The sequence below is a fragment of the Pseudomonas sp. NPDC089401 genome (assembly GCF_044749485.1).
Taxonomy (GTDB): domain Bacteria; phylum Pseudomonadota; class Gammaproteobacteria; order Pseudomonadales; family Pseudomonadaceae; genus Aquipseudomonas.
In genome coordinates, this window is the sequence record NZ_JBIVIA010000001.1 from 254,117 (window position 1) to 275,281 (window position 21,165).

At 65.7% G+C, this 21,165-nt stretch carries 20 protein-coding genes, 1 tRNA gene and 2 pseudogenes; 10 read left to right on the forward strand and 13 right to left on the reverse strand.

Annotated features, from left to right (window positions below):
- Positions 1 to 70: 70 nt before the first annotated feature.
- Both ACIP21_RS01170 and ACIP21_RS01175 read right to left on the reverse strand, forming a co-directional pair.
- A complete protein-coding gene (locus ACIP21_RS01170; protein WP_400683023.1) occupies positions 71 to 790 on the reverse strand; it encodes a lysophospholipid acyltransferase family protein in 720 nt (239 codons plus the stop codon).
- Between the two features lie 181 nt (positions 791 to 971).
- A complete protein-coding gene (locus ACIP21_RS01175; protein ID WP_400683025.1) occupies positions 972 to 1,661 on the reverse strand; it encodes a crotonase/enoyl-CoA hydratase family protein in 690 nt (229 codons plus the stop codon).
- Between the two features lie 289 nt (positions 1,662 to 1,950).
- Between ACIP21_RS01175 and ACIP21_RS01180 the strand changes: the two genes are divergently transcribed.
- Positions 1,951 to 2,040, forward strand: a tRNA-Ser gene (locus ACIP21_RS01180).
- A 125-nt stretch (positions 2,041 to 2,165) separates the two neighbouring features.
- On the opposite strand, the gene ACIP21_RS01185 is transcribed toward ACIP21_RS01180, so the two are convergent.
- The 3 genes from ACIP21_RS01185 to ACIP21_RS01195 all read right to left on the reverse strand — a co-directional run bounded on the left by ACIP21_RS01185 (position 2,166) and on the right by ACIP21_RS01195 (position 6,157).
- Positions 2,166 to 4,304, reverse strand: coding sequence for a TonB-dependent siderophore receptor (locus tag ACIP21_RS01185; protein ID WP_400683027.1), 2,139 nt, complete (start codon positions 4,302 to 4,304; stop codon positions 2,166 to 2,168).
- A gap of 170 nt (positions 4,305 to 4,474) precedes the next feature.
- Positions 4,475 to 4,852: a hypothetical protein gene (locus tag ACIP21_RS01190; RefSeq protein ID WP_400683029.1), complete on the reverse strand. Its 378-nt coding sequence runs from the start codon at positions 4,850 to 4,852 to the stop codon at positions 4,475 to 4,477.
- Positions 4,853 to 4,972: 120 nt separating this feature from the next.
- Positions 4,973 to 6,157: an MFS transporter gene (locus ACIP21_RS01195; protein ID WP_400683031.1), complete on the reverse strand. Its 1,185-nt coding sequence runs from the start codon at positions 6,155 to 6,157 to the stop codon at positions 4,973 to 4,975.
- A gap of 69 nt (positions 6,158 to 6,226) precedes the next feature.
- Between ACIP21_RS01195 and ACIP21_RS01200 the strand changes: the two are divergent.
- Positions 6,227 to 6,343, forward strand: a pseudogene (locus ACIP21_RS01200) (LysR family transcriptional regulator); the annotation flags it as partial.
- A gap of 119 nt (positions 6,344 to 6,462) precedes the next feature.
- Here ACIP21_RS01200 and ACIP21_RS01205 read toward each other — a convergent pair.
- Positions 6,463 to 7,212 (reverse strand): 3-oxoacyl-ACP reductase family protein, encoded by a 750-nt coding sequence (locus ACIP21_RS01205; RefSeq protein ID WP_400683033.1) that lies wholly within the window; start codon positions 7,210 to 7,212, stop codon positions 6,463 to 6,465.
- A gap of 117 nt (positions 7,213 to 7,329) precedes the next feature.
- Between ACIP21_RS01205 and ACIP21_RS01210 the strand changes: the two genes are divergently transcribed.
- Complete coding sequence (locus ACIP21_RS01210) at positions 7,330 to 8,262, forward strand: LysR substrate-binding domain-containing protein (RefSeq protein ID WP_400683035.1); 933 nt, start codon at positions 7,330 to 7,332, stop codon at positions 8,260 to 8,262.
- A gap of 97 nt (positions 8,263 to 8,359) precedes the next feature.
- Here the strand turns inward: ACIP21_RS01210 and ACIP21_RS01215 are convergent, their stop codons facing one another.
- Positions 8,360 to 8,830: a transcription elongation factor GreAB gene (locus ACIP21_RS01215; RefSeq protein ID WP_400683038.1), complete on the reverse strand. Its 471-nt coding sequence runs from the start codon at positions 8,828 to 8,830 to the stop codon at positions 8,360 to 8,362.
- Between the two features lie 2 nt (positions 8,831 to 8,832).
- Positions 8,833 to 9,237 (reverse strand): hypothetical protein, encoded by a 405-nt coding sequence (locus ACIP21_RS01220; protein WP_400683040.1) that lies wholly within the window; start codon positions 9,235 to 9,237, stop codon positions 8,833 to 8,835.
- A gap of 131 nt (positions 9,238 to 9,368) precedes the next feature.
- On the opposite strand from ACIP21_RS01220, the gene earP reads away from it, so the two are divergent.
- Positions 9,369 to 10,502, forward strand: a complete 1,134-nt coding sequence (gene earP, locus ACIP21_RS01225; protein ID WP_400683043.1) for an elongation factor P maturation arginine rhamnosyltransferase EarP — start codon at positions 9,369 to 9,371, stop codon at positions 10,500 to 10,502.
- Between the two features lie 48 nt (positions 10,503 to 10,550).
- On the forward strand, positions 10,551 to 11,120 hold the full coding sequence (gene efp, locus ACIP21_RS01230; protein ID WP_400683045.1) for an elongation factor P: 570 nt from the start codon (positions 10,551 to 10,553) through the stop codon (positions 11,118 to 11,120).
- 202 nt (positions 11,121 to 11,322) lie between these two features.
- Here the strand turns inward: efp and ACIP21_RS01235 are convergent, their stop codons facing one another.
- The 3 genes from ACIP21_RS01235 to ACIP21_RS01245 form a co-directional block, all read right to left on the reverse strand.
- Positions 11,323 to 11,751: an organic hydroperoxide resistance protein gene (locus ACIP21_RS01235; RefSeq protein WP_152958037.1), complete on the reverse strand. Its 429-nt coding sequence runs from the start codon at positions 11,749 to 11,751 to the stop codon at positions 11,323 to 11,325.
- Positions 11,752 to 11,892: 141 nt separating this feature from the next.
- Positions 11,893 to 12,348, reverse strand: coding sequence for a MarR family winged helix-turn-helix transcriptional regulator (locus tag ACIP21_RS01240; RefSeq protein ID WP_400683048.1), 456 nt, complete (start codon positions 12,346 to 12,348; stop codon positions 11,893 to 11,895).
- A 55-nt stretch (positions 12,349 to 12,403) separates the two neighbouring features.
- Positions 12,404 to 13,360 carry a LysR family transcriptional regulator gene (locus ACIP21_RS01245; RefSeq protein WP_400683050.1) on the reverse strand — a complete coding sequence of 319 codons (957 nt, stop codon included), beginning with the start codon at positions 13,358 to 13,360 and terminating at the stop codon, positions 12,404 to 12,406.
- Between the two features lie 142 nt (positions 13,361 to 13,502).
- On the opposite strand from ACIP21_RS01245, the gene ACIP21_RS01250 reads away from it, so the two are divergent.
- Complete coding sequence (locus tag ACIP21_RS01250) at positions 13,503 to 14,252, forward strand: sulfite exporter TauE/SafE family protein (protein ID WP_400683052.1); 750 nt, start codon at positions 13,503 to 13,505, stop codon at positions 14,250 to 14,252.
- Between the two features lie 3 nt (positions 14,253 to 14,255).
- On the opposite strand, the gene ACIP21_RS01255 is transcribed toward ACIP21_RS01250, so the two are convergent.
- Entirely contained in the window at positions 14,256 to 15,107 is an 852-nt protein-coding gene (locus ACIP21_RS01255; RefSeq protein ID WP_400683055.1) for a LysR substrate-binding domain-containing protein, read from the reverse strand.
- Between the two features lie 96 nt (positions 15,108 to 15,203).
- On the opposite strand from ACIP21_RS01255, the gene ACIP21_RS01260 reads away from it, so the two are divergent.
- On the forward strand, positions 15,204 to 15,422 hold the full coding sequence (locus ACIP21_RS01260) for a DUF1127 domain-containing protein (protein WP_400683057.1): 219 nt from the start codon (positions 15,204 to 15,206) through the stop codon (positions 15,420 to 15,422).
- A gap of 135 nt (positions 15,423 to 15,557) precedes the next feature.
- A complete protein-coding gene (locus tag ACIP21_RS01265) occupies positions 15,558 to 16,778 on the forward strand; it encodes a winged helix-turn-helix domain-containing protein (RefSeq protein WP_400683060.1) in 1,221 nt (406 codons plus the stop codon).
- Here ACIP21_RS01265 and ACIP21_RS01270 read toward each other — a convergent pair.
- Complete coding sequence (locus tag ACIP21_RS01270; protein WP_400683062.1) at positions 16,759 to 18,105, reverse strand: class II 3-deoxy-7-phosphoheptulonate synthase; 1,347 nt, start codon at positions 18,103 to 18,105, stop codon at positions 16,759 to 16,761. The genes ACIP21_RS01265 and ACIP21_RS01270 overlap by 20 nt on opposite strands.
- Positions 18,106 to 18,222: 117 nt before the next feature.
- On the opposite strand from ACIP21_RS01270, the gene ACIP21_RS01275 reads away from it, so the two are divergent.
- Entirely contained in the window at positions 18,223 to 18,978 is a 756-nt protein-coding gene (locus tag ACIP21_RS01275) for a spermidine synthase (protein WP_400683064.1), read from the forward strand.
- 397 nt (positions 18,979 to 19,375) lie between these two features.
- Positions 19,376 to 21,092: pseudogene (locus ACIP21_RS01280) on the forward strand (DEAD/DEAH box helicase).
- Positions 21,093 to 21,165: the final 73 nt, after the last annotated feature.

The following is a 21,165-nucleotide window of genomic DNA, read 5'->3' on the forward strand; positions in this document are numbered from 1 at the left end:
GCACACGGACTACAGCTTGGTCTGTCACGGCGCATACGGCAACCTGCACCGGAAGGCGCGAGCCTTGCTCCTAGCGATCGGCCAATTCACCTTCCATCTGATCGATGCACTGCTGCATCTGCGTGCGGCATTGCTCGATCAGCGCCGGCAGGTCCTGCTTGTCGAGCCCGGCGGTGGCGATCGGTGGCAGCGAGCGGATGATCACCGTGCGCCGCCGCCAGCTGTTCAGGCTCAGGCGCCGGGCATAGCGGCTGACGCACACCGGCACGATCGGCACGCCGGCTTCGACGGCCATGTGGAACGCGCCTTTCTTGAACGCCAGCAGTTGCTCCGTGGGGTTGCGCGTGCCTTCCGGGAAGATCCAGATCGAGGTGTCGTCACGCAGGATACGCGTGGTGGTCTGCATGGCCTTGCGCGCCTGGTAGGCATTGTTGCGGTCGACCAGCACGTTGCCGCCGAGCCAGAACAGCTGGCCGAACAGCGGGATCCAGCCGAGGCTCTTCTTGCCGATGGCCACGGTGCGTTGTGGCACCACATGGCCGAGCACGAACAGGTCGAAATTGGATTGGTGGTTGGCGACGATCACGCAACCGGGCGGTTGGTCCCACAGCGGGCCGACTTCGGCCTTGACCTTGATGCGCATCAGCCAGGTGGCTGGCAGGCTGTAGAGGCGGGCGAACACGCGGCTGTTGTCGCGGTTGAAGGGGCGCAGCAGGCCGATCACCAGGCCGACGGCCCCGACCAGCAGGAAGTGCAGCGCCAGCAGGAGCATGCGAAGGGAGTAGAGCATGGTACGACTCACACCAGACAGTCGCGGCGCAGTGTACGACTGTGCACTGGCTGGGGCAAACGCTGGTGTCAGCCTGTGCTGGCCCTTTCGCGGGTGAACCCGCTCCCACAAGTACTGCGGTGGTTCTGAAACCTGTGCATTCCCTGTGGGAGCGGGTTTACCCGCGAAGAGGCCGGCAAGGTCAACCCATATGCCCCTGGTCGAGCAGGATCGCCTCGTCCAGCGCATCGAGCAGGCCCTTGCGCACCTTCAGCTTGGTGTTCTTGTGCGCCAGCATGTTCAGCTTCTTCAATTCCCGGGCAACCCCATGGGCAACGTCGAGCAGTTGCTCGGCCGGCACCACCTTGTCGAGGAAGCCGGCATCCAGCGCGTCCTTGGGCTCGAACATCTCGGCATTGATCACCGAACGGTGGAAGGCCGAGCGGCGCAGGCGGTCGCGGGCCAGTTCGATGCCGGCGTGGTGCATGGTCATGCCGATCTGCACCTCGTTCAGGCCGATCTTGTACGGGCCCTCGACGCCGATACGGTAGTCCGCCGACAGCAGCAGGAAAGCGCCCTTGGCCACGGCATGGCCGGGGCAGGCGACGATCACCGGGAACGGGTGCGACAGCAGGCGGCGTGCCAGGGTGGAACCGGCAGTGACCAGGGCCACGGCTTCCTTGGGGCCGGAGGTCATCACCTTGAGGTCGTAGCCGCCGGAGAGGATGCCCGGCTGGCCGGTGACGATCACCACCGCGCGGTCCTGCACGGCGCGATCGAGCGCGGCATTGAAGGCGGCGATGACATCCGGCGAGATAGCGTTGACCTTGCCGTTGTTCAGGGTCAGGGTGGCGATGCCGTCTTCGGCATGGTAGGTAATCAGCTCGCTCATGACAGAGTCCTTTGGGTGGCGTGGCGACGACGTTACCCAGCGGCGCAGGCCAGGTAAAGCGCCAAGGCTGACTGGCCAGTCAGCGTCCGGGCGCTGTGCCTTGCGGGGCGAGGGCAGGGCAGGCAAGGTGGGTAAAAGCGCAGGCGAGATTGGCGGCTTTGCCCTGGCGGCCCCGGTTTTTCGGTGGGTTGGCATAAATACATGAAAAATTTGAAAAAAATGCTTGCCAAGGAAAAGCTCTTCCACTAAATTAGCGCGCCTCGACAGGGTGAAAGCCTTGAAGAGAAACGGTGAAGTGTCCGAGTGGTCGAAGGAGCACGCCTGGAAAGTGTGTATACGAGAAATCGTATCAAGGGTTCAAATCCCTTCTTCACCGCCACATTCTGCGAAAGCCCCCGAGCTGAAAGGTTCGGGGGCTTTTTGCTTTCCGGGGCGCCCGGGAATTCCCCATCCTGTAGGAGCGGCCTTGTGTCGCGAAAGGGCTGCAAAGCAGCCCCTGCATCATCAGAATGCAACCGAAGCCGACAACCGCGCCGTGCGCGGCGCCCCCTGGAACAGATAGTTGTCCCCCAGGTAATCCCCCACATCGCGCCAGTAGCGCTTGTCGAACACGTTGTCCACGGTCAGCCGCAACACCGTGTCATACCCGCCGACCTGCGTGCGGTAGCGGCTGCCGATATCGAACACGGTGTACCCGCCCACTTCGACATTGCCCGCCTGGCTGGCATATTTGCTGGCGCTGTAGCGCGCCCCGCCGAGCAGCGCCAGGCCTGGCAGCGGCAAGCTGTAGTCGGCCTGGATCGCCGCCCGCAGGCGTGGCACGTTGATCGCCTGGTGCCCTTCGTAGGCCTCGGTGCCGCTGTTCTCGACCCGGGCACGGATCGCCGCCGCGCTGGCCTGGATCTGCAGCTTCGAGGTCACCCAGCCGCTGGCGCCCAGTTCCAGGCCGATGTTCTTCTGCTGGCCTTGCTGCACATAGGTGAAGGAGCCGTCGCCTTCGGGCCGTGCGTACTGGTAGGCCTGGCGCAGCTGGAACAGCGCGGCGCTGAAGCTCATGCGCTGCCAGTCCTGCTTGATCCCCAGTTCAAGTTGGTGGGAGAGGGTGGGCGCGAGGATCTCTGCTGCATTGCTGGCGTACCACGGCGCCGTGCCGCCGGCTGACAGGCCCTTGGCATAGCTGGCGTACAAGGTGGTGTCGGGGCGCGGCTTGTAGATCAGCGCCGCATTGGGCAGCAACTGGTACTGGCGGGTGTGTCGCCCGGCGTTGCCGTCTTCGTCCCAGGTCTTCTCGTCCAGGCGTACTTCGCGGGCGCCCAGCACGGTCTGCCACTGTTCGTTGAAACTGATGCGGTCGCTGACGAACAGCCCGTACTGGCGGCTGTCCAGGCGTCGTTCGCTCGCACCCACCGGTTGATCCGAAGGCTCGACGGTGGGCGCGCCCGTGTAGATGTTGCCGCTGCCGACCAGCGCGTTGTAGTAGGGGCGCTGGTCGAGGGTGCGGCGCTGGGCACTGGTGCCCACGGTCAGTTCGTGGCTAACGCCGAGCGCGTCGAAGCGGCCTTCGAGCGTGGCTTGGGCTTCGTCGGTGCGGCGGGTGTCGTCGGGGCTGCGGAAATCGTAGATGTCGTAGTCGCCCTGCGGGCTGAAGTGCGACTGCCAGCCGCCTTCGCTGCCCCAGGCGAACGCGCTGTAGTCGTCGATCACCACCTGGCTGCGCGAGGCGCCGAGTGTGCCGGTCCAGGCTTCATTGAAGCGGTACTGGAAGCGCCCGCCGAGGTTCAGCGAATCGTTCTGCACGGGCTTGGCCCACTGCTGGTAGGCCAGGCGCTCGTCCGGGTCGATGCCGTGGGGCACTTCGCTGCCGCCCAGCAACTGGTAGCCCGGCACCGAGCGCTGTTCGCGGTGCTGGTACTCGGCGTCCAGCTGCAGGGAGGCGTCCGGGTTGATCTGCCAGTCGAAGGCCAGCGAGGCGAAATCGCGCTTGCCGTCGGCGTGGTCGACGTAGGAGCGGATGTCCTCGTGGGCCAGGTTGAGCCGCAGGCCGAACTGCCGCTCGCTGCCGAACCAGCCGCCAAGGTCGGTGGCCAGGTAGCGTTCGCCCTGTTCGTTGCTCGATACCGTGACACTGCGCACGTCGGCGGCGCGCTTGGTGACGTAGTTGATCAGCCCGCCGGGTGCCGAGACACCGCTTTGCAGGCCGGCCAGGCCCTTGAGCAGTTCGACCTGCTGCTTGTTCTCCAGCGCCACGTTCTGCTCGCCGGCGATGGTCTGGCCATTGATGCGGTAGCTGCTGGCGGCGTTGAGTTCGAAGCCGCGCACGTTGAAGTTTTCGTAGTAGCCGATGGGCGCGTAGCTTTCGCCGACCGAGGCATCGCTTTGCAGCACCTCGCTGAGCTTGCGCACCTGGCGGTCCTGCAGCAGGTCCTGGCTGAACACGCTGACCGAGGCCGGGGTGTCGAGCAGGGGCGCGGCCTGAAAGCCGCCGACGGCGGCCTCGCGGGCCTGGTAGCCCGCGTCGCCGTAGGTGTCGGAGACCTGTACCGGGGCCAGGGTGATGCTGTCTTCGGCCAGGCTGTGCGGGCTGTGCAGGGCCAGGCCCAGGCTGAGCAGGCTCAGGGGCAGGTGAGGGCGAAGCAGGGGCATGCGGGTGGAGTCCTTGGGCGAAGACCGCGCAGGCCTCTTCGCGGGCAAGCCCGCTCCCACAGGTTGATCACACGTTCAGGTTGTGTGCGATTCCTGTGGGAGCGGGTTTACCCGCGAAAGGGCCGGTACAGGCGAAAAAAGGTGCGCTATCTTATCAGCCCCACAGGGCATCAGTCCCCAGGCGGTCGCCGATGCTGGCGCCAGCTGTCATCGATCTTCGACCAGGTCTTGCCATCGGTGATGGCCAGCAGTTTGCGCCCGTCCTTGAACGTGGCCAGGAAGGTGGCTTCCTCTTCCTTGCCGCCGAGCCAGAGCCCGGCGATCAGGCCCACCGGGCCTGCCACCAGCGCGCCGGCCACGCCCCAGCCGAGGGCCGAGCCCAGGCTGCGGCTGGATTCCAGGCTGGCCAGCTGCAAGTCGGTGATACGGGTAAGCGAGATGCGCTCGCCAGGCGAAGGGCTGCGCGGGGTCTTGAGTGTGAGCGATCCATTGCGAAACTCGCCTTCACCTTGCAAGAAGTCGCCGGATTGCACCGTGAGTCTTGTCATTGAATGATCCTTCAGGGATAGGGCATTGACCAGCGCCTACTGAGCGCCCCAACAGCGGGCAAGTCAACGGCGAGGCGACGGAGGGTCATGTGCCGCCGCCTTTTGCCGGGCTCGCGTGATTCATGCCACCTGTGCAACCGGGCGCTTGCGTTGCGCCCAGGCCCACACCAGCAGCGCCAGCGTGCCGATCGCCAGCCCCGCAGTGACGATACCCATCCAGCCGTGGTGCTGGAACAGCTGGGTGCCGAGCAGCGAGCCCAGCGCACCGCCGATGAAATAGCAGGTGATGTAGCCGGCGTTGAGCCGGGTACGGGCTTCGGGGCGCAGGGCGATCACCGCGTTCTGGTTGCTCACGTGCACCAGCTGCACGGCCAGGTCGAGCACCAGCACGCCCACCAGCAAGGCCAGCAGCGAGCTTTGCGCAAAGCCCAGTGGCACCCACGACAACAGCAGCGCCACCAGGCCCACGGTGGTGCCCAGCGAGCCCTTGCCGCGGTCGGCCAGGCGCCCCGCCCAGTTGGCCGACAGCGCACCCGCCGCGCCGGCCAGGCCGAACAGGCCGATGATCGCGTCGGAGTACTGGTAAGGCGGTTGCGTCAGCAGGAACGCCAGCGGTGTCCAGAACAGCGCGAACAGGCTGAATGCCAGCAGGCCGAGCAGCGAGCGCAGGCGCAGCACCGGCTCCTCGATGAACAGGCGGAACACCGAGCCGATCAGCGCCGGGTACTTCAGCCCGGCATGGCTGTGGTGCTGCGGCAGGCTGCGGTACAGGGCCAGGGCGGTGATCGCCATCAGCACCGCGGCCAGTACATAGATGCTGCGCCAACCGCCCAGCTCGGCCATGAAGCCCGCCGCCGTGCGTGCCAGCAGGATGCCCAGCAGCAGGCCGCTCATCAGCGTGCCGACGGCGCGCCCGCGCTGGTGCGGTTCGCTCAGGGTCGCGGCCATCGGCACGAGGATCTGCGCCACCACCGAGAACAGCCCGGTCAGCGCGGTGCCGAGAATCAGCCAGGGCAGGCTGGGCGAGCAGGCGCTGATCACCAGGCCCAGCGTGGCGATGGCGCTCATCACCACGATCAGTCGGCGCTGCTCGAACAGGTCGCCCAGCGGTGCCAGCAGCAACAGGCCGGCACCGTAGCTGAGCTGGGCGGCGATGACGATGCTGCCGGCGCTGGCGGTGCTCAGGCCGAACTGCTCGGCGATGCTGTGCAGCAACGGCTGCGCGTAATAGTTGCTGGCCACGGCCAGGCCGGTGGCGGTGGCCATCAGCAGGATCAGGGCGCGGCTCAGGGTGGGCGATTTCATGGGGGGCTCTCGTGAGGCATTCAATGAAGACAAGTATCGGGAAGTATCAGGCATGACACCAATTGGCCGAGGGGTTTCAGGGGGGTGGCGGTGGCGCGGCATTTGTATGCCGTTTGGGCGCAGAGCCCGACACCAGCGGCGCGGGCTTTTCTGGATATCATGGAGCGCAGTCTGGCAGTGAGTCAGTGGCCTGTACCGGCCCATTCGCGGGTAAACCCGCTCCCACAAGTACTGCACAGGATTCGAAATCCATGCAGTCCCTGTGGGAGCGGGTTTACCCGCGAAGAGGCCGCTACAAGCTGAAATCAGGCGGCAAAGCCACCATCGGCCAACAGACTGGCCCCGGTGATGTAACCCGCTTCAGGCCCGGCCAGATACGCCACGAAGCTGGCAATCTCGTCCGCCTGCCCATACCGCCCGATCGCCATCAGCGGAATCAGGCTTTCGGCGAACTCGCCGCTGGCCGGGTTCATGTCGGTGTCCACCGGCCCGGGCTGCACGTTGTTCACGGTGATGCCCTGTGGCCCCAGGTCACGGGCCATGCCCTTGGTCAGGCCGACCAGCGCCGACTTGCTCATGGCATATGGGGCGCCACCGGCGAACGGCATGCGCTCGGCATTGGTGCTGCCGATATTGATGATGCGCCCACCCTGGCCCATGTAGCGGGCGGCGGCCTGGCTGGCGACGAACACGCTGCGCACGTTGACTGCGAGGGTGCGGTCGAAGTCCGCCAGGTCGAACTCGGCCAGTGGCGCAACCGCCAGCACGCCGGCATTGTTGACCAGGATATCGAGGCGGCCGAAGGCCTTCACGGCATCGTCCACCGCCAACTGCAGCGCGGCGGCGTCGGCGCTGTCGGCGCGCAGGGCCAGGGCCTGGCCGCCTGCGGCCTTGACCTCTTCGGCCAGCGCCTCGGCGGGGCCGGCGGAGCTGACGTAGGTGAAGGCAACCTGCGCACCTTCACGGGCCAGGCGGCGCACGATGGCGGCGCCGATACCGCGGGAACCGCCTTGGACGAAGGCGACCTTGCCTTCGAGGGTAAGTGTGTTGGACATGCTGATCTCCTGCTGGAAGCAAGGCCGAATGCCTTGGATGAGCGAAGTATCGACCGATGATTACCTGCTGATAAGATGGTAATCACGATCAGCTGAGTAAACCTTTGGTTGTTAATCATGGCCATGGAATCCTTCAACGCCCTCGAGTGCTTCATCCGCAGCGCCGAAGTGGGCAGTTTTGCCGAGGCCGCCCGTCGCCTGCATCTCACCCCGGCGGCGGTGGGCAAGCATGTCGCCCAGCTGGAAGCGCGCCTTGGGGTGAGGCTGTTCCAGCGTAGTACGCGCAAGCTGACCCTGACCGAAGCCGGGCAGCGATTTCTCGGCGAGGTGAGCGAAAGCTTTCGCACCATCCAGTACGCCGTGGCCAACCTGGCCAGTGCCGAAGGCCAGCCGGCCGGGCTGCTGCGGGTGAGCATGGGCACGGTGTTCGGGCGCCTGTATGTGTTGCCGCTGCTCGGCGAGTTCTTGCGGCGCTACCCGGCAATCATCCCGGACTGGCATTTCGACAACCGCCAGGTCGACCTGATCGGCCAAGGCTTCGATGCGGCAATCGGCGGTGGCTTTGAATTGCCGCTCGGGGTGGTGGCGCGCAAGCTGACCCCGGCCCACCGGGTGTTGGTGGCGGCTCCGCTCTACCTGCAACGCCATGGGCTGATCGATAGCCCACAGGCGTTGCAGCGCCATGAGGGGATCCTGATCCGCTCACCGCAGACCGGGCGCGTGCGCTCCTGGCCGCTGACCAGCCGCTGGCAGGAGCAGCAGCCATTGCAGCTGCGCCAGGCGATGACCATGAGCGATTCGGATGCGGCCTGTGCGGTGGCCCAGCAAGGGTTGGGGATTGCCTTGGTGAGCCTGCCGTTTGCGGTGCCTTACCTGGAGGCGGGGCAATTGCAGCGGGTGTTGCCGGACTGGTATGTCGATGATGGCCATATCAGCCTGTATTACGCCGAGCACAAGCTGTTGCCGGGCAAGACCCGGGCGTTCATCGATTTCGTGGTGGAGCAGTTTGCCGAGCGGGGGTTGGCTGCGCGGTTCGATGCCTTGGCCTAGAGGTATGTCGCCTGTGCCGGCCCTTTTGCGGGTGAACCCGCTCCTACAGGGCTTTGGTGATCCCTGTGGGAGCGGGTTTACCCGCGAAAGGGCCCTGTCAGGCAACCTCGATGATGTAGAACACCTGCGCCCCGAGGCTCACCTCATCGTCGACTTTCTTGCCCACCAGCAACTGGCCGAGGGGCGAGCGCGGGGTGATCACGGTCACCAGCCCATCCCCCTCGCCAATCTTCAGCCCTGCCGCCTCTGGCCCGAGAAACAGCAGCCGGTGCCCGCCATGCTCATCTTCCAGCCTCACCAGGTTGCTCACCTGCACCCCGCGCGCCGGGTCGTAGTCGCGCAGCAGCAACTGCTGGTAGGTCAGCAGGGCCTGGCGAATCTCGGCCGTGCGCCGCGCCTGCCCGGTCGCCAGGTACGACGCCTCCAGCCCGAGGGTGTCGTACTTGTTCTCGGCGATGTTTTCCTCGGCGGTGGCCGTCTCGTAGGCGGTCTGGGCAGCGCGGCGCAGCACCTCCATGTCGGTTTCCAGGGCCGCGACGATGCGCGTGAGCAGGGTGGCCTTGTCCATGGTCAGTAGCAGAACTCCAGCACCGCGGCCTGGCTCTTGTCGGTCGGCGCGTTTCGGTTCTGCGCCAGCCAGAACTGGCACTTGGGGCTGTTCAGGTTGCGCGGGTTGCCCTGGGCGGCCTCGGCGGCCTGCTGCACCTGCTGCTGGTGCAGGATGTCCTTGTAGCGCTCGAACATCTCGGCCTGGGCATCCTGGGGTTGTGCCGCTGTCGCTGGCGGCCTGGGCGCAGGCGCAGCCACGGCCGGCACCAGCACCTGGGCGACCGGCTGTACCTGCTCGGGCCACAGACGCTGGGCCAGCCACAGGCTCAGGGCGATGGCCACGGCGCCGAGCCACAGGCCGAAGGCCACGCAGATGATCAGTTGCAGGGGTTTGAGGGTGATCTTGAGTTCACGCTGGCGTGGCATGGCAGCCTCCTGGCAGGGTGGGTCAGGGCGCCATTGTCGCATGGCGTTGTGGTTTTTTCCGCGAGGTGCTTTTGTCGGCGCCGATTTATCCGCAGAATTCGCGTTTTTCCGCCGGGCGAGGGCAGGGCCGCATGAAAACCACCTGGGACATCTTCTGTACCGTCGTCGACAACTACGGCGATATCGGCGTGACCTGGCGCCTGGCCCGGCAGCTGGTGGCCGAGCACGACCTGGCGGTGCGCCTGTGGGTGGATGACCTCAATGCCTTCGTGCCGCTGTGCCCGGGCGCCGATGCCCAGGCCGCGCAGCAGTGGCAGCAGGGTGTCGATGTGCGCGCGTGGCCCGCTGACTGGCAACCGGCGGTGCCTGCGGACGTGGTGATCGGTGCCTTTGCCTGCCAGTTGCCGGCGGCCTACGTCGAAGCGATGCGCGCGCGCACGGCGCCGGTGCTGTGGCTGAACCTCGAATACCTCAGCGCCGAGGACTGGGTGGAAGGTTGCCATGGCCTGCCGTCGCCCCAGGCCAACGGCCTGCGCAAGGTGTTCTTCTTCCCGGGCTTCACCGACAACACCGGCGGGCTGTTGCGCGAGGCCAGCCTGCTGCCACGGCGGCAGGCCTTCGAGCAGTCGGCCGAGGCGCGCGCGGCGTTTCTCCAGGGCCTGGGCGTGCAGGTGCAGCCCGGCGCGCTGCTGATGTCGTTGTTCGCCTATGAAAACGGGCAACTGGGCCGCTGGCTGGATGCCCTGGCCGAGGAGGCCGGCCCGGTGCACCTGCTGGTACCGCAAGGGCGCATTCTCGGCGACCTGGGCGCTTGGCTGGGGGTGCCGGTGTTGCAAGCGGGTGATGTGCACCTGCGTGGCGCGTTGACCGTGCAGATCTTGCCGTTCGTCAGCCAGGACGATTATGACCGGCTGCTGTGGGCCTGCGACTTCAACGCGGTGCGCGGCGAGGATTCGTTCGTGCGCGCCCAGTGGGCCGCCCGGCCGATGTTGTGGCACATCTACGTCCAGGACGAAAATGCCCACTGGGAAAAGCTCGAAGCCTTCCTCGGCCACTATCGACAGGGCCTGTCGGACGCTGCCGGCGAGGCACTGATGGCCTTGTGGCGCGCCTGGAACATGGACCGCGACATGCACGCGGCCTGGCAAGGGGCCCGCAAACACTGGGCGGAACTGCAGCAGCACGCCAGTGATTGGGCGGCGATGCAGGCCGCTCGGCCGGACCTTGCCAAGGCGCTGGTACAGTTTTACCGAAATTGGCTATGATATGCGGCCTCGATTTTTATAAATCCATCCAGATTCGGATACTTCGTAATGAAAACTGGTAAAGAACTGAAACCCGGTACCGTACTGCGGATCGACAACGACCCGTGGCTGGTTCAGAAAGCCGAGTTCACCAAGTCGGGTCGCAACAGCGCGATCATGAAGACCAAGCTGAAAAACCTGCTGACCGGCTACAAGACCGAAACCGTCTACGGTGCAGACGACAAGCTGGACGACGTGATCCTGGATCGCAAAGAAGCGACCCTGTCGTTCATCAACGGTGACGAATACACCTTCATGGACACCACCGACTACACCATGTACGAGCTGAACGCCGAGGATATCGAAGCCGTTCTGCCGTACATCGAAGAAGGCATGGAAGACGTCTGCGAAGCCGTGTTCTTCGAAGGCCGTCTGGTATCGGTAGAGCTGCCGACCACCATCAGCCGTCAGGTCGTCTACACCGAGAACGCTGCGCGCGGCGACACCTCGGGCAAGGTCATGAAGCCTGCCAAGCTGAAGAACGGTACCGAGATCCAGGTTGCCGACTTCATCCAGATCGACGAGTGGATCGACATCGACACTCGCGACAACAGCTTCAAAGGCCGCTCCAAGAAGTAATCCTTCTTGTGAAACGCAAAAACCCGGCCTTGGCCGGGTTTTTTTATGTGCTCAGCAATTGTCCGCGGCTCCCGTAGGAGCGGCCTCGTGTCGCGAAAGGGCCGCGAAGCGGCCCCAGGATCTCTCATCCGCCGCACTATTGCAGGGGACCGCTTTGCGGTCCTTTCGCGACACTAGGCCGCTCCTGCAATGACCGCGTGCTTCAGACCGTCACGTGCAGGCGCACATCCACGTTGCCGCGGGTGGCGTTGGAGTAGGGGCAGACCTTGTGGGCCTTCTCCACCAGCGCTTCGGCATCGGCCTGGGCCAGGCCCGGCAGGTTGATGTTCAGGTCGATGTCCAGGCCGAAACCGCCTGGGATCTGGCCGATGCCGACCTTGGCGGTGATCGAGGCATCGGCGGGCAGGGCCTTCTTCTCCTGGCCAGCGACGAACTTCAGTGCGCCGATGAAGCAGGCCGAGTAGCCGGCGGCGAACATCTGCTCGGGGTTGGTGCCGTCACCGCCAGCGCCGCCGAGTTCCTTGGGGGTGCTCAGCTTGACTTCCAGCTTGCCGTCGCTGGAGCGGGATTTGCCGTCGCGACCGCCGGTGGAGGTGGCTTCTGCGATGTACAGCGGAGTGACCTTTTGCATCTTGAGCCTCGCTAGTGTGCTGTGCGCCCCTGGTCATCAGGTGGCGTCGTGTGGGTACGGAATTTAAATTAGCGCGCAATTAGTTTGTGCGCAAGATAAATTTTTACCGCTCAATCAGACGGCAATCACACAGCGTAGCCGTCAGAGGCTTTTTTGCAGGCTGTCGCGCAGTTCCAGCAGGTCGGCCTGCAGTTGTTGCAGGCGTTCGAGGCTGCGGCCGCTGGCCTTGAGGATGCACGGCGGCACCTCGCGGGCCCGCTGCTGCAAGGCGCGGCCCTTGTCGGTCAGTTGCACCAGGACCACGCGCTCGTCCTCGCGGCTGCGGTTGCGCTGCAACAGGCCTTCGCTTTCCAGGCGCTTGAGCAGGGGGGTGAGCGAGCCGGGGTCGGTCAGCAGGTGCTGGCTGATTTCGCCCACGGTCAGGCCGTCGCGTTCCCACAGCACCAGCATGGCCAGGTATTGCGGGTAGGTCAGGCCCAAGGCCTGCAGCAGTGGCTTGTAGACCTTGGTCATCAGCAACGAGGTGGAATGCAGGGCGAAGCAGACCTGGTTTTCCAGCAACAACTCGTCACAGGAGGCTTGGGTGTTGGCGTTCATGCAGGTCCTTGAATATCGTCGAGTGAGGAATCTAGCACGCTGAAGATGGGCACGCTCACTGCCAGCGCAGCTCGCTGCGCAGGGCCAGGTCCCACGGCGGGATCGGGCTGAAGCGGCTCTTGAGGAATTCGAGCAGCAAACGGCTGCGAGAGTTCGTTTCATGTGCCAGGCGCAATGCGTAAATGCCGCTGGTCTCGGCGGGCGGCAGGCCGGTGTGGCAGAACAGCGGCAGCAGTTCGCCGCGCAGCAGGTACTCGCTGATCAGCCAGGTCGGCAGGTGGGCGATGCCCAGGCCGGCGAGGGCGCCGAACAGCAGGGTTTCGGCGTTGTTGGCGGCCATGCGCATGCGTGACGGGCGGTACAGGCGTTGCTGGCCGTCGACCTCGAAGCGCCAGGCGAAGGGCGGCGCCAGGCCGTCCCAGTCCAGGCCATCGTGGCCCGGCAGCTCGCTGGGGCAGGTGGGCATGCCGCGGCTGGCCAGGTAGGCGGGGCTGGCGCAAGCGATGCGCACCATGTAGGCCAGCGGGGTGGCCACCAGGCGCGTGTCGGCCAGGGGGCCGGCGCGCAGCACCAGGTCGACTTCGCCGAGGTGGCTGCCGTGCAGGTCGACGAAACTGTCGATCAGCCGCAGTTGCACGTCCAGGCCGGGGTAGGCCACCAGGAAATCGGCGATCGCCGGGGCCAGGTGGCGGCGGCCAAAGGCGGCCGGGGCGTCGATGCGGATCAGGCCTTCCGGGGCGTTGCTCAGCGACACTGCCTCGGCGCGGGCCAGGCGCAGCTCTTCGATGATGCGCCGGGCGCGCTCGGCGAAGGCATGGCCGGCCGGGGTGGCGCGCACGGCGTGGGTGCTGCGGGTGAACAGGCGGCTGCCCACGGCGCTCTCGAGGTTGTCGATGCGCCGCGCCACGGCCGACGGGGTCAGCGGGTGGCGACGGGCGGCAGCGGAGAAGCTGCCGCTTTCCAGCACGTCGAGAAACAGGCTCAGCTGGTCGGTCAGGGTATCGGGGCTCATGGCATCTCTGAATGCTTCGCGACGCGGGTCGTGCGGCTGTGGTTATGCAAAAAACGCACAGCCATTGTGCGTTGCTGTGCGTTTCCCCGCCAGCCCGCAATCGTTAGCATGCTCGCATTCAAAACAGGCGGGTGAGACCCTGATGATCGAGTGGTTGTTGTATATCGTGCTGGGCGCAGGCCTGGGCACCCTGGGTGGGTTGTTCGGCATCGGCGGCGGCCTGATCGCCATCCCGGCGCTGGGCGTGTTGTTCGGCCTCGACCAGCAATTGGCCCAGGGCACCGCGCTGGTGATGGTGGTGCCGAACGTGCTGCTGGCGCTGTGGCGCTATCACCAGCGCAACCGCATCGAACTGCGCCATGCCTTGCCGCTGTCGCTGTGCAGCTTCCTGTTCGCCTGGCTGGGATCGATCTGGGCGGTGGGGATCGACGCGCAGTCCATGCGCCTGGGCTTTGTCGGCTTCCTGGTGGCGCTGGCGGTGTGGAACGTGGCGCGGATGTTCCTCAAGGTCTCGCCGCCCAGCGCCGAGTTGCGCTATGCCTGGCCATGGCTGGGCGTGCTGGGCGGCTTTGCCGGGACCATGGGCGGCCTGTTCGGCGTGGGCGGGGCGGTGGTCGCCACGCCGATCCTGACCAGCGTGTTCGGCACCACCCAGGTGGTGGCCCAGGGGTTGTCGCTGGCCCTGGCCGCGCCGAGCACCCTGGTGACGTTGGTGACCTATGGCGTGCACCACAGTGTCGACTGGAGCGTGGGCATTCCCTTGGCGGTGGGTGGCCTGCTGAGCATCAGCTGGGGCGTAAAGCTGGCCCATGCCCTGCCGGAGAAGGTGTTGAAGGCGATGTTCTGCGTGTTCCTGGTGATCTGTGCGGTGATGCTGGGCTTCGAGCTGTAAGGCTCACAGGAAGCCTTCGACGATGTAGTCGGCCATGCAGTCGGTGATCGGCGACTGGGTCTGGCTGTTGCGCACCAGCATCACGTTGGCCACCGGCAACTGCGGCAGGCCATCGCTTTCCCCCAGGATGCGGATGTTGCCGCCGATCAGGCTCTGCAACTGCGCGGTCACCGCCAGCCCGGCGGTGACGATGGCGAAGATCGCCGCCAGGCTGGGGCTGGTGTAGGCGATGCGGTAGTCGATGCCCTGGCTCTCCAGGGCATTGCAGGTCCACGCGCGGCAGAAGCAGTCGGTGTTGAACAGCGCCACTGGCATGGGCCGCTGCTCCTGCGGGCAAAACCCTTCGGCCGCGGCCCACACCAGGCGTTCCTGGCGCAGCAGCTGGCCGATCTCGTTGCCCGGCTCGCGGGTGATGATGGTCAGGTCCAGGTCCTGGCGCAGCATCAGCTGCTTGGACGAGTCGCAGTGTACTTCCACCTGGATCAGCGGGTAGGCCTGGGCAAAGCTCGACAGGATGGCCGGCAGGAAGCGCATGGCGTAGTCGTCCGGCGTGCCGATGCGCACCACGCCGACCATGTGCGGCATGCGCAGGGTGTTGAACACCTCGCCATGCAGCTTGAGGATGCGCCGGGCATAGCCGAGCAGCACCTGGCCCTCGGCGGTGAGCCTGACCTGGCGCCCGTCACGCTCGAACAGCTGGCGCTGCAGGATGTCTTCCTCCAGGCGTTTCATCTGCATGCTGACCGCCGACTGGGTGCGGTTGACCACTTCCCCGGCGCGGGTGAAGCCGCCCTGTTCGGCGATGGCGACGAAGGTTCGCAGCACGTCGGCATCGAGGCTCTGGTACTGGGTCATTGCATCAATCTCCGAGATGCATGGCATCAGAAACATTCGTTGGATTGATCTTAAGCCTGGGCAGAGACTGGAGCCATCAACACGGAGGGCTTCACGATGAAAGGTCATGTCAGCAGCATCCCGCAACCTGCCTTTGCCCTGAACCACCTGTGGCACGCAGCCCTGCAGCGCCCGGCGCGCTGGCTGCAGCTGTACCGCCAGCGCCGCGAGCTGGCCAGCCTGAGTGATGCGACCCTGCACGACCTGGGGTTGAGCCGGGCGGATATCCTGCAAGAAGCCGAGCGGCCATTCTGGGATGACCCGCTGCGTAAATAGGCTAAACCTGTAAGGGCCTCTTCGCGGGTAAACCCGCTCCCACAGGGATCACCACAATCTCCGACATTGCGCGATCCCTGTGGGAGCGGGTTTACCCGCGAAAGGGCCGTAACAGACACCACAAGGAGATCAGGCTTGCCGCTCAAGTTGTCCATCAATCAGGCCCGGCGCCTGGCCCTTTCTGCCCAGGGGTTCGGCAAGCCGACGGGTTGTGCTGCGACCCTTCCCGCACTCAAGCGCATGCTGCAACGCCTGGGTGTGCTGCAGATCGACTCGGTCAACGCCCTGGTCCGCTCCCACTACCTGCCGCTGTTCTCCCGCCTGGGCGACTATCCAACGGCCATGCTCGACCAACTCGCCTGGGGCCAAGGCCGCCAGCGCCAACTGTTCGAATACTGGGGCCACGAAGCTTCATTGCTCCCCCTCGACCTTTACCCGCTGATGCGCTGGCGCATGGCCCATGCCGCCGAGGGCCGTGGCATCTATCGCCAGCTCGCCCAGTTCGGCCGCGAGCGCCAGGCGGTGATCGCCCGTGTACTGGCCGCCGTCCGTGAGCAGGGCGCCCTGGGCGCCGGCAGCCTGTCCACCCGTCAGGAACGGGCCGGCCCTTGGTGGGACTGGAGCGAAGAGAAGCACGCACTGGAATGGCTGTTTGCTGCCGGTGAGCTGACAGTCGCGGGGCGGCGCGGCTTCGAGCGGCTCTACGATGTGCCGGAAAAAGTCCTGCCCAAGGCGATCCTTGAGCAAGCCGTGCCCACCGAGGCTGAAGCTCATCAGGACTTGATGCTGCACGCCGCCGCCGCCCTGGGCGTGGCCACCGAGCGCGACCTGCGCGACTATTTCCGCCTGGAGCCCGGCCAGGGCAGGGCGGCGCTGGCTGAACTGGTGGCCGACGGCCGCCTGCAGCCGGTCGAGGTGCAAGGCTGGAAACAGCTCGCCTACAGCGCCGGAGCCCCGCGCATCCCCCGGCGCATCGAGGCCAGCGCACTGTTGTCACCCTTCGATTCGCTGGTCTGGGAGCGCAACCGTACCGAACGGCTGTTCGATTTCCGCTACCGCCTGGAGATCTACACCCCGGCGCACAAGCGGGTCTATGGCTACTACGTGCTGCCGTTTCTCAACCGCGAACGCATCGCCGCCCGCCTCGACCTGCGTGCCGAGCGCGCCCAGGGGCAATTGGCGGTGCACGCCGTGCACGGGGAGTCGATACCGTTGGACGAGGAGGGCTACCAGGCCCTGGCTGTCACGCTGCTGCGCCTGGCCAGATGGCTGGGCCTGGAGCGGGTGCAGGCGAACTGCCCCCGCGCCGAGGGCAGCCGGTTGCGTCAGGCCTTGCTCAGCGCCGCACCTGCTTGAGGGTTTCGGCGATCAGGAAGGCCAGTTCCAGCGACTGGTCGGCGTTCATCCGCGGGTCGCAGTGGGTGTGGTAGCGATCCGACAGGGCATCCTCGGTGATCGGCCGGGCCCCGCCGATGCATTCGGTGACGTTCTGCCCGGTCATCTCGATATGGATGCCGCCGGCATGGCTGCCCTCGGCCTGGTGCACCTGGAAGAACTGCTTCACCTCGTCGAGGATCTGCGCGAAGTCGCGGGTCTTGTAGCCGCTGCTGGCCTTGATGGTGTTGCCGTGCATCGGGTCCGAGCTCCACAGCACCTTGCGCCCCTCGCGCTCGACGGCGCGGATCAGCCCCGGCATATGGGCACCGACCTTGCCGGCGCCCATGCGCACGATCAGGTTCAGGCGGCCCGGGTCGTTGGCCGGGTTGAGCGTGTCGATCAGGCGGATCAGCTCCTCGGGGTCCATGCTCGGGCCGACCTTGACCCCGATCGGGTTGTGCACGCCGCGCAGGAACTCGACGTGGGCGCCGTCGAGCTGGCGGGTGCGGTCGCCGATCCACAGCATGTGCGCCGAACAGTCGTAGTAGTCGCCGGTCAGGCTGTCCTGGCGCACGAAGGCTTCTTCATAGTTGAGCAACAGCGCCTCGTGGGCGGTGAAGAAGCTGGTTTCGCGCAGTTGCGGCGCGTTGTCCAGGCCGCAGGCGCGCATGAACGCCAGGGTTTCGTCGATGCGGTTGGCCAGTTGGTGGTACTTGTCGGCCAGCGCCGAGTTGGCGATGAAGTCCAGGTTCCACTTGTGCACCTGGTGCAGGTCGGCGAAACCGCCCTGGGCGAAGGCGCGCAGCAGGTTGAGGCTGGCGGTGGCCTGGTGGTAGGCCTGCAGCAGGCGTTCGGGGTCCGGCACGCGGCTCTTCTCGTCGAAGCCGATGCCGTTGACGATGTCGCCGCGGTAGGCCGGCAGGGTGACGTTGCCGATGGTCTCGTCGTTGGCCGAGCGCGGCTTGGCGAACTGCCCGGCCATGCGCCCGACCTTGACCACCGGGCAGCCGGCGGCGAAGGTCATGACGATGGCCATCTGCAGCAGCACCTTGAAGGTGTCGCGGATCTTCGCCGCCGAGAACTCGGCGAAGCTTTCGGCGCAGTCGCCGCCCTGGAGCAGGAAGGCACGGCCTTCGGTGACCTCGGCGAACTGCCGGCGCAGCTCGCGGGCCTCGCCGGCGAACACCAGCGGCGGGTAGCTGGCCAGGGTCTGCTCGACCTTGAGCAGGTGCGCGGCGTCGGGGTAGGTCGGTTGCTGCTGGATCGGCAGGGCACGCCAGCTGTCGGGGCTCCACGGTCGGTTCATCACGGGCTCGATCTTGTCTGTTATAGGCTGCCTGCCATGGTAACAGCGGCGCCGAGCTTGTTGCATCCGGGGCGTTGGCGGACAATGCGCGTTTTTGCGCGGGCGAGTGGCAGGTAGATGACGACGGAGCGGGAAGAGAAGCTGTTGGCCCGGGTCGAGGATGCCTTCGGCGTGATCAGCGTGTACGAGGTCGAGGACTACCGCTTCCTCGAATTCGGCGATGCCATCGAGCAGAGCTGCGTGTTCACCGCCGACCCCAGCTGGCTGGAGTACGACTACACCCGCGCCATGCTGGTCGGCGCGTTGTGCCATGCGCAGCCGGAGAGCGCGCTGTTTCTTGGCCTTGGTGCAGGCACCCTGACCCAGGCGTGCATGAAGTTCCTGCCGCTGGAGGACATCGAAGCCATCGAGCTGCGCCCGGACGTGCCGCGCCTGGCCATGCAGTACCTGGGGCTGGACGACGACCCGCGGCTGTATGTGCGCGTGGGGGACGCCCTGGAGCTGCTGCCCACGGCGGAGAAGGCCGACCTGCTGTTCGTCGACCTGTATACCGACCACGGGCCGGGTGTCGGCCACCTGGCGTGGAAGTTCCTCGAGAACTGCCAGCAGCAGCTCAACCCTGGCGGCTGGCTGGTGATCAACCAGTGGGCCACCGACGACGGCAAACCGCTGGGCGCGGCGCTGTTGCGTGGGTTGTACCACCGGCATTACTGGGAACTGCCGGTGAAGGAGGGCAATGTGATCCTGCTGGTGCCGGCGGACCTGGAGCAGACGCTGGAACTTGACGGTTTGCGCGCGCGCGCCGAGGCCCTGGCGCCGCGGTTGGGGTATAGCCTGGAGGGATTGATCCGCGAGATCCGGCCGGCGACTTGAAGACCGCGTCGCCTGCTTCGCGGGTGAACCCGCTCCTACAGGGACCGCGCTGCCCGTGAGGCTTGCGCTTTACCTGTGGGAGCGGGTTTACCCGCGAAGAGGCCAGCACGAAGCCTCAGAAGAAAAACGATTCAGCCGCCACCACGTGATAGCTCGATACTGGCTAACCGGCCAGAAAAATTTACTCACTCCCAACTATTATTTCGGGTATAGTACGCGCCGGTCTTTTAGCGGACCGCAAAATCAGGTGGTGCAAATCCTCCGAGTCCAGCTTCGGCTGCACGTCCGCTAGGCGGACCTTCCCACGTATTCTTTTTCAATCGTTTTCGCAAATCCCCGCCGACAAAGCTGCCTGGGTGACCGTTCCGGTCTTTCAAGGCATGTGCAGCTTTGCAGCATGGGTCTTTGCGGATGCACTTAGAGGCAGACCCATGACCCAGGAAACCGGCGGCTTCGCCGCTCTCGATCTCAATCCGAACATTGTTGCTGCCGTTCTGGCTACCGGCTACGAAGAGCCGTCGGCCATTCAGCAACAATCGATCCCGATCATCCTCGCCGGTCACGACATGATCGGCCAGGCGCAGACTGGCACCGGCAAGACCGCTGCCTTCGCCCTGCCGATCCTGAACAAGATCGATGTGAGCAAGCGCGAACCGCAAGCCCTGATCCTGGCGCCAACCCGTGAGTTGGCGCTGCAAGTCGCTACCGCTTTCGAAACCTACGCCAAGCAGATGCCAGGCGTGAATGTAGTGGCCGTCTACGGTGGTGCCCCGATGGGCCCACAGCTGCGTGCCATCCGCAACGGTGCGCAAATCGTCGTCGCTACCCCGGGCCGCCTGTGCGACCACCTGCGTCGTGACGAGAAAGTCCTGTCGACCGTGCAGTACCTGGTACTGGACGAAGCCGACGAAATGCTCAAGCTGGGCTTCATGGACGACCTCGAAGTGATCTTCGACGCCATCCCGGCCAGCCGCCAGACCGTGCTGTTCTCCGCTACCCTGCCGTCGTCGATCCGCTCGATCGCCGAACGTCACCTGCGCGAGCCCAAGCACGTCAAGATCCAGAGCAAGACCCAGACCGTCACCGCGATCGACCAGGCCCACCTGATGGTCCATGCCGACCAGAAGATCCCGGCCGTGCTGCGTCTGCTGGAAGTCGAGGAATTCGACGCGCTGATCGCCTTCGTGCGTACCAAGCAAGCCACCCTGGACCTGGCCGCCGCCCTGGAAGCCAAGGGCTACAAGGCTGCCGCGCTGAACGGTGACATCGCCCAGAACCAGCGTGAGCGCGTGATCGACTCGCTGAAGGATGGCCGCCTGGACATCGTCGTCGCCACCGACGTCGCTGCCCGTGGTCTGGACGTACCGCGCATCACCCACGTGTTCAACGTCGACATGCCGTACGACCCGGAGTCCTACGTGCACCGTATCGGCCGTACCGGTCGTGCCGGTCGCGATGGCCGCGCGCTGCTGCTGGTCACCCCGCGTGAGCGCCGCATGCTGCAGGTGATCGAGCGTGTGACCGGGCAGAAGGTTGCCGAAGCCCGCCTGCCGAACGCCCAGGCTGTGCTGGACGCCCGCATCAAGAAGCTGACCAACAGCCTGGCGCCGCTGGTTGCCGAAGCGGAAGCGACCCACGGCGAGCTGTTCGACCGCCTGACCACCGACCTGGGTTGCAGTGCCCGCGCCCTGGCCTCGGCCCTGCTGCGCAAGGCCACCAACGGCCAGGCGCTGGACCTGGCAAGCGTCGAGCGCGAGCAGCCGCTGGTGCCGAGCTTCGCCCCGCGTGGCGAGCGCACCGAGCGTGGTGAGCGCAGCGACCGTGGTGAGCGTGGTGCCGACCGCGAGCGTCGCGCGCCAATGCCGCTGGCCGAAGGCCGCGTGCGTTGCCGTACCGCCCTGGGTGCCCGTGATGGCATCGCCGCCAAGAACCTGCTGGGTGCGATCCTCAACGAAGGTGGCCTGGCCCGTGACGCCATCGGCCGCATCCAGGTACGCGACAGCTTCAGCCTGATCGAGCTGCCGGAAGATGGCCTGGAGCGTCTGCTGACCAAGCTCAAGGACACTCGCGTTGCCGGCAAGCAGCTGAAGCTGCGTCGTTATCGCGAAGATTGATCTTGATGCAATGAAAAAATCCCCGGCTTAGGTCGGGGATTTTTTTTGGCTGTGCCATTTTGGGGCTGCTGCG

Bases quoted from the DNA above. Each gene is read 5' to 3' on its own strand.
- ACIP21_RS01210 (WP_400683035.1), top strand. From the start codon at position 7,330: ATGGCCATGGAATCCTTCAACGCCCTCGAGTGCTTCATCCGCAGCGCC.
- ACIP21_RS01185 (WP_400683027.1), bottom strand. From the start codon at position 4,304: ATGCCCCTGCTTCGCCCTCACCTGCCCCTGAGCCTGCTCAGCCTGGGC.
- ACIP21_RS01250 (WP_400683052.1), top strand. From the start codon at position 13,503: ATGATCGAGTGGTTGTTGTATATCGTGCTGGGCGCAGGCCTGGGCACC.
- ACIP21_RS01215 (WP_400683038.1), bottom strand. From the start codon at position 8,830: ATGGACAAGGCCACCCTGCTCACGCGCATCGTCGCGGCCCTGGAAACC.
- ACIP21_RS01190 (WP_400683029.1), bottom strand. From the start codon at position 4,852: ATGACAAGACTCACGGTGCAATCCGGCGACTTCTTGCAAGGTGAAGGC.
- ACIP21_RS01205 (WP_400683033.1), bottom strand. From the start codon at position 7,212: ATGTCCAACACACTTACCCTCGAAGGCAAGGTCGCCTTCGTCCAAGGC.
- ACIP21_RS01175 (WP_400683025.1), bottom strand. From the start codon at position 1,661: ATGAGCGAGCTGATTACCTACCATGCCGAAGACGGCATCGCCACCCTG.
- ACIP21_RS01275 (WP_400683064.1), top strand. From the start codon at position 18,223: ATGACGACGGAGCGGGAAGAGAAGCTGTTGGCCCGGGTCGAGGATGCC.
- ACIP21_RS01245 (WP_400683050.1), bottom strand. From the start codon at position 13,360: ATGAGCCCCGATACCCTGACCGACCAGCTGAGCCTGTTTCTCGACGTG.
- ACIP21_RS01240 (WP_400683048.1), bottom strand. From the start codon at position 12,348: ATGAACGCCAACACCCAAGCCTCCTGTGACGAGTTGTTGCTGGAAAAC.
- ACIP21_RS01235 (WP_152958037.1), bottom strand. From the start codon at position 11,751: ATGCAAAAGGTCACTCCGCTGTACATCGCAGAAGCCACCTCCACCGGC.
- ACIP21_RS01255 (WP_400683055.1), bottom strand. From the start codon at position 15,107: ATGACCCAGTACCAGAGCCTCGATGCCGACGTGCTGCGAACCTTCGTC.
- efp (WP_400683045.1), top strand. From the start codon at position 10,551: ATGAAAACTGGTAAAGAACTGAAACCCGGTACCGTACTGCGGATCGAC.
- ACIP21_RS01195 (WP_400683031.1), bottom strand. From the start codon at position 6,157: ATGAAATCGCCCACCCTGAGCCGCGCCCTGATCCTGCTGATGGCCACC.
- ACIP21_RS01220 (WP_400683040.1), bottom strand. From the start codon at position 9,237: ATGCCACGCCAGCGTGAACTCAAGATCACCCTCAAACCCCTGCAACTG.
- ACIP21_RS01260 (WP_400683057.1), top strand. From the start codon at position 15,204: ATGAAAGGTCATGTCAGCAGCATCCCGCAACCTGCCTTTGCCCTGAAC.
- ACIP21_RS01170 (WP_400683023.1), bottom strand. From the start codon at position 790: ATGCTCTACTCCCTTCGCATGCTCCTGCTGGCGCTGCACTTCCTGCTG.
- ACIP21_RS01270 (WP_400683062.1), bottom strand. From the start codon at position 18,105: ATGAACCGACCGTGGAGCCCCGACAGCTGGCGTGCCCTGCCGATCCAG.
- earP (WP_400683043.1), top strand. From the start codon at position 9,369: ATGAAAACCACCTGGGACATCTTCTGTACCGTCGTCGACAACTACGGC.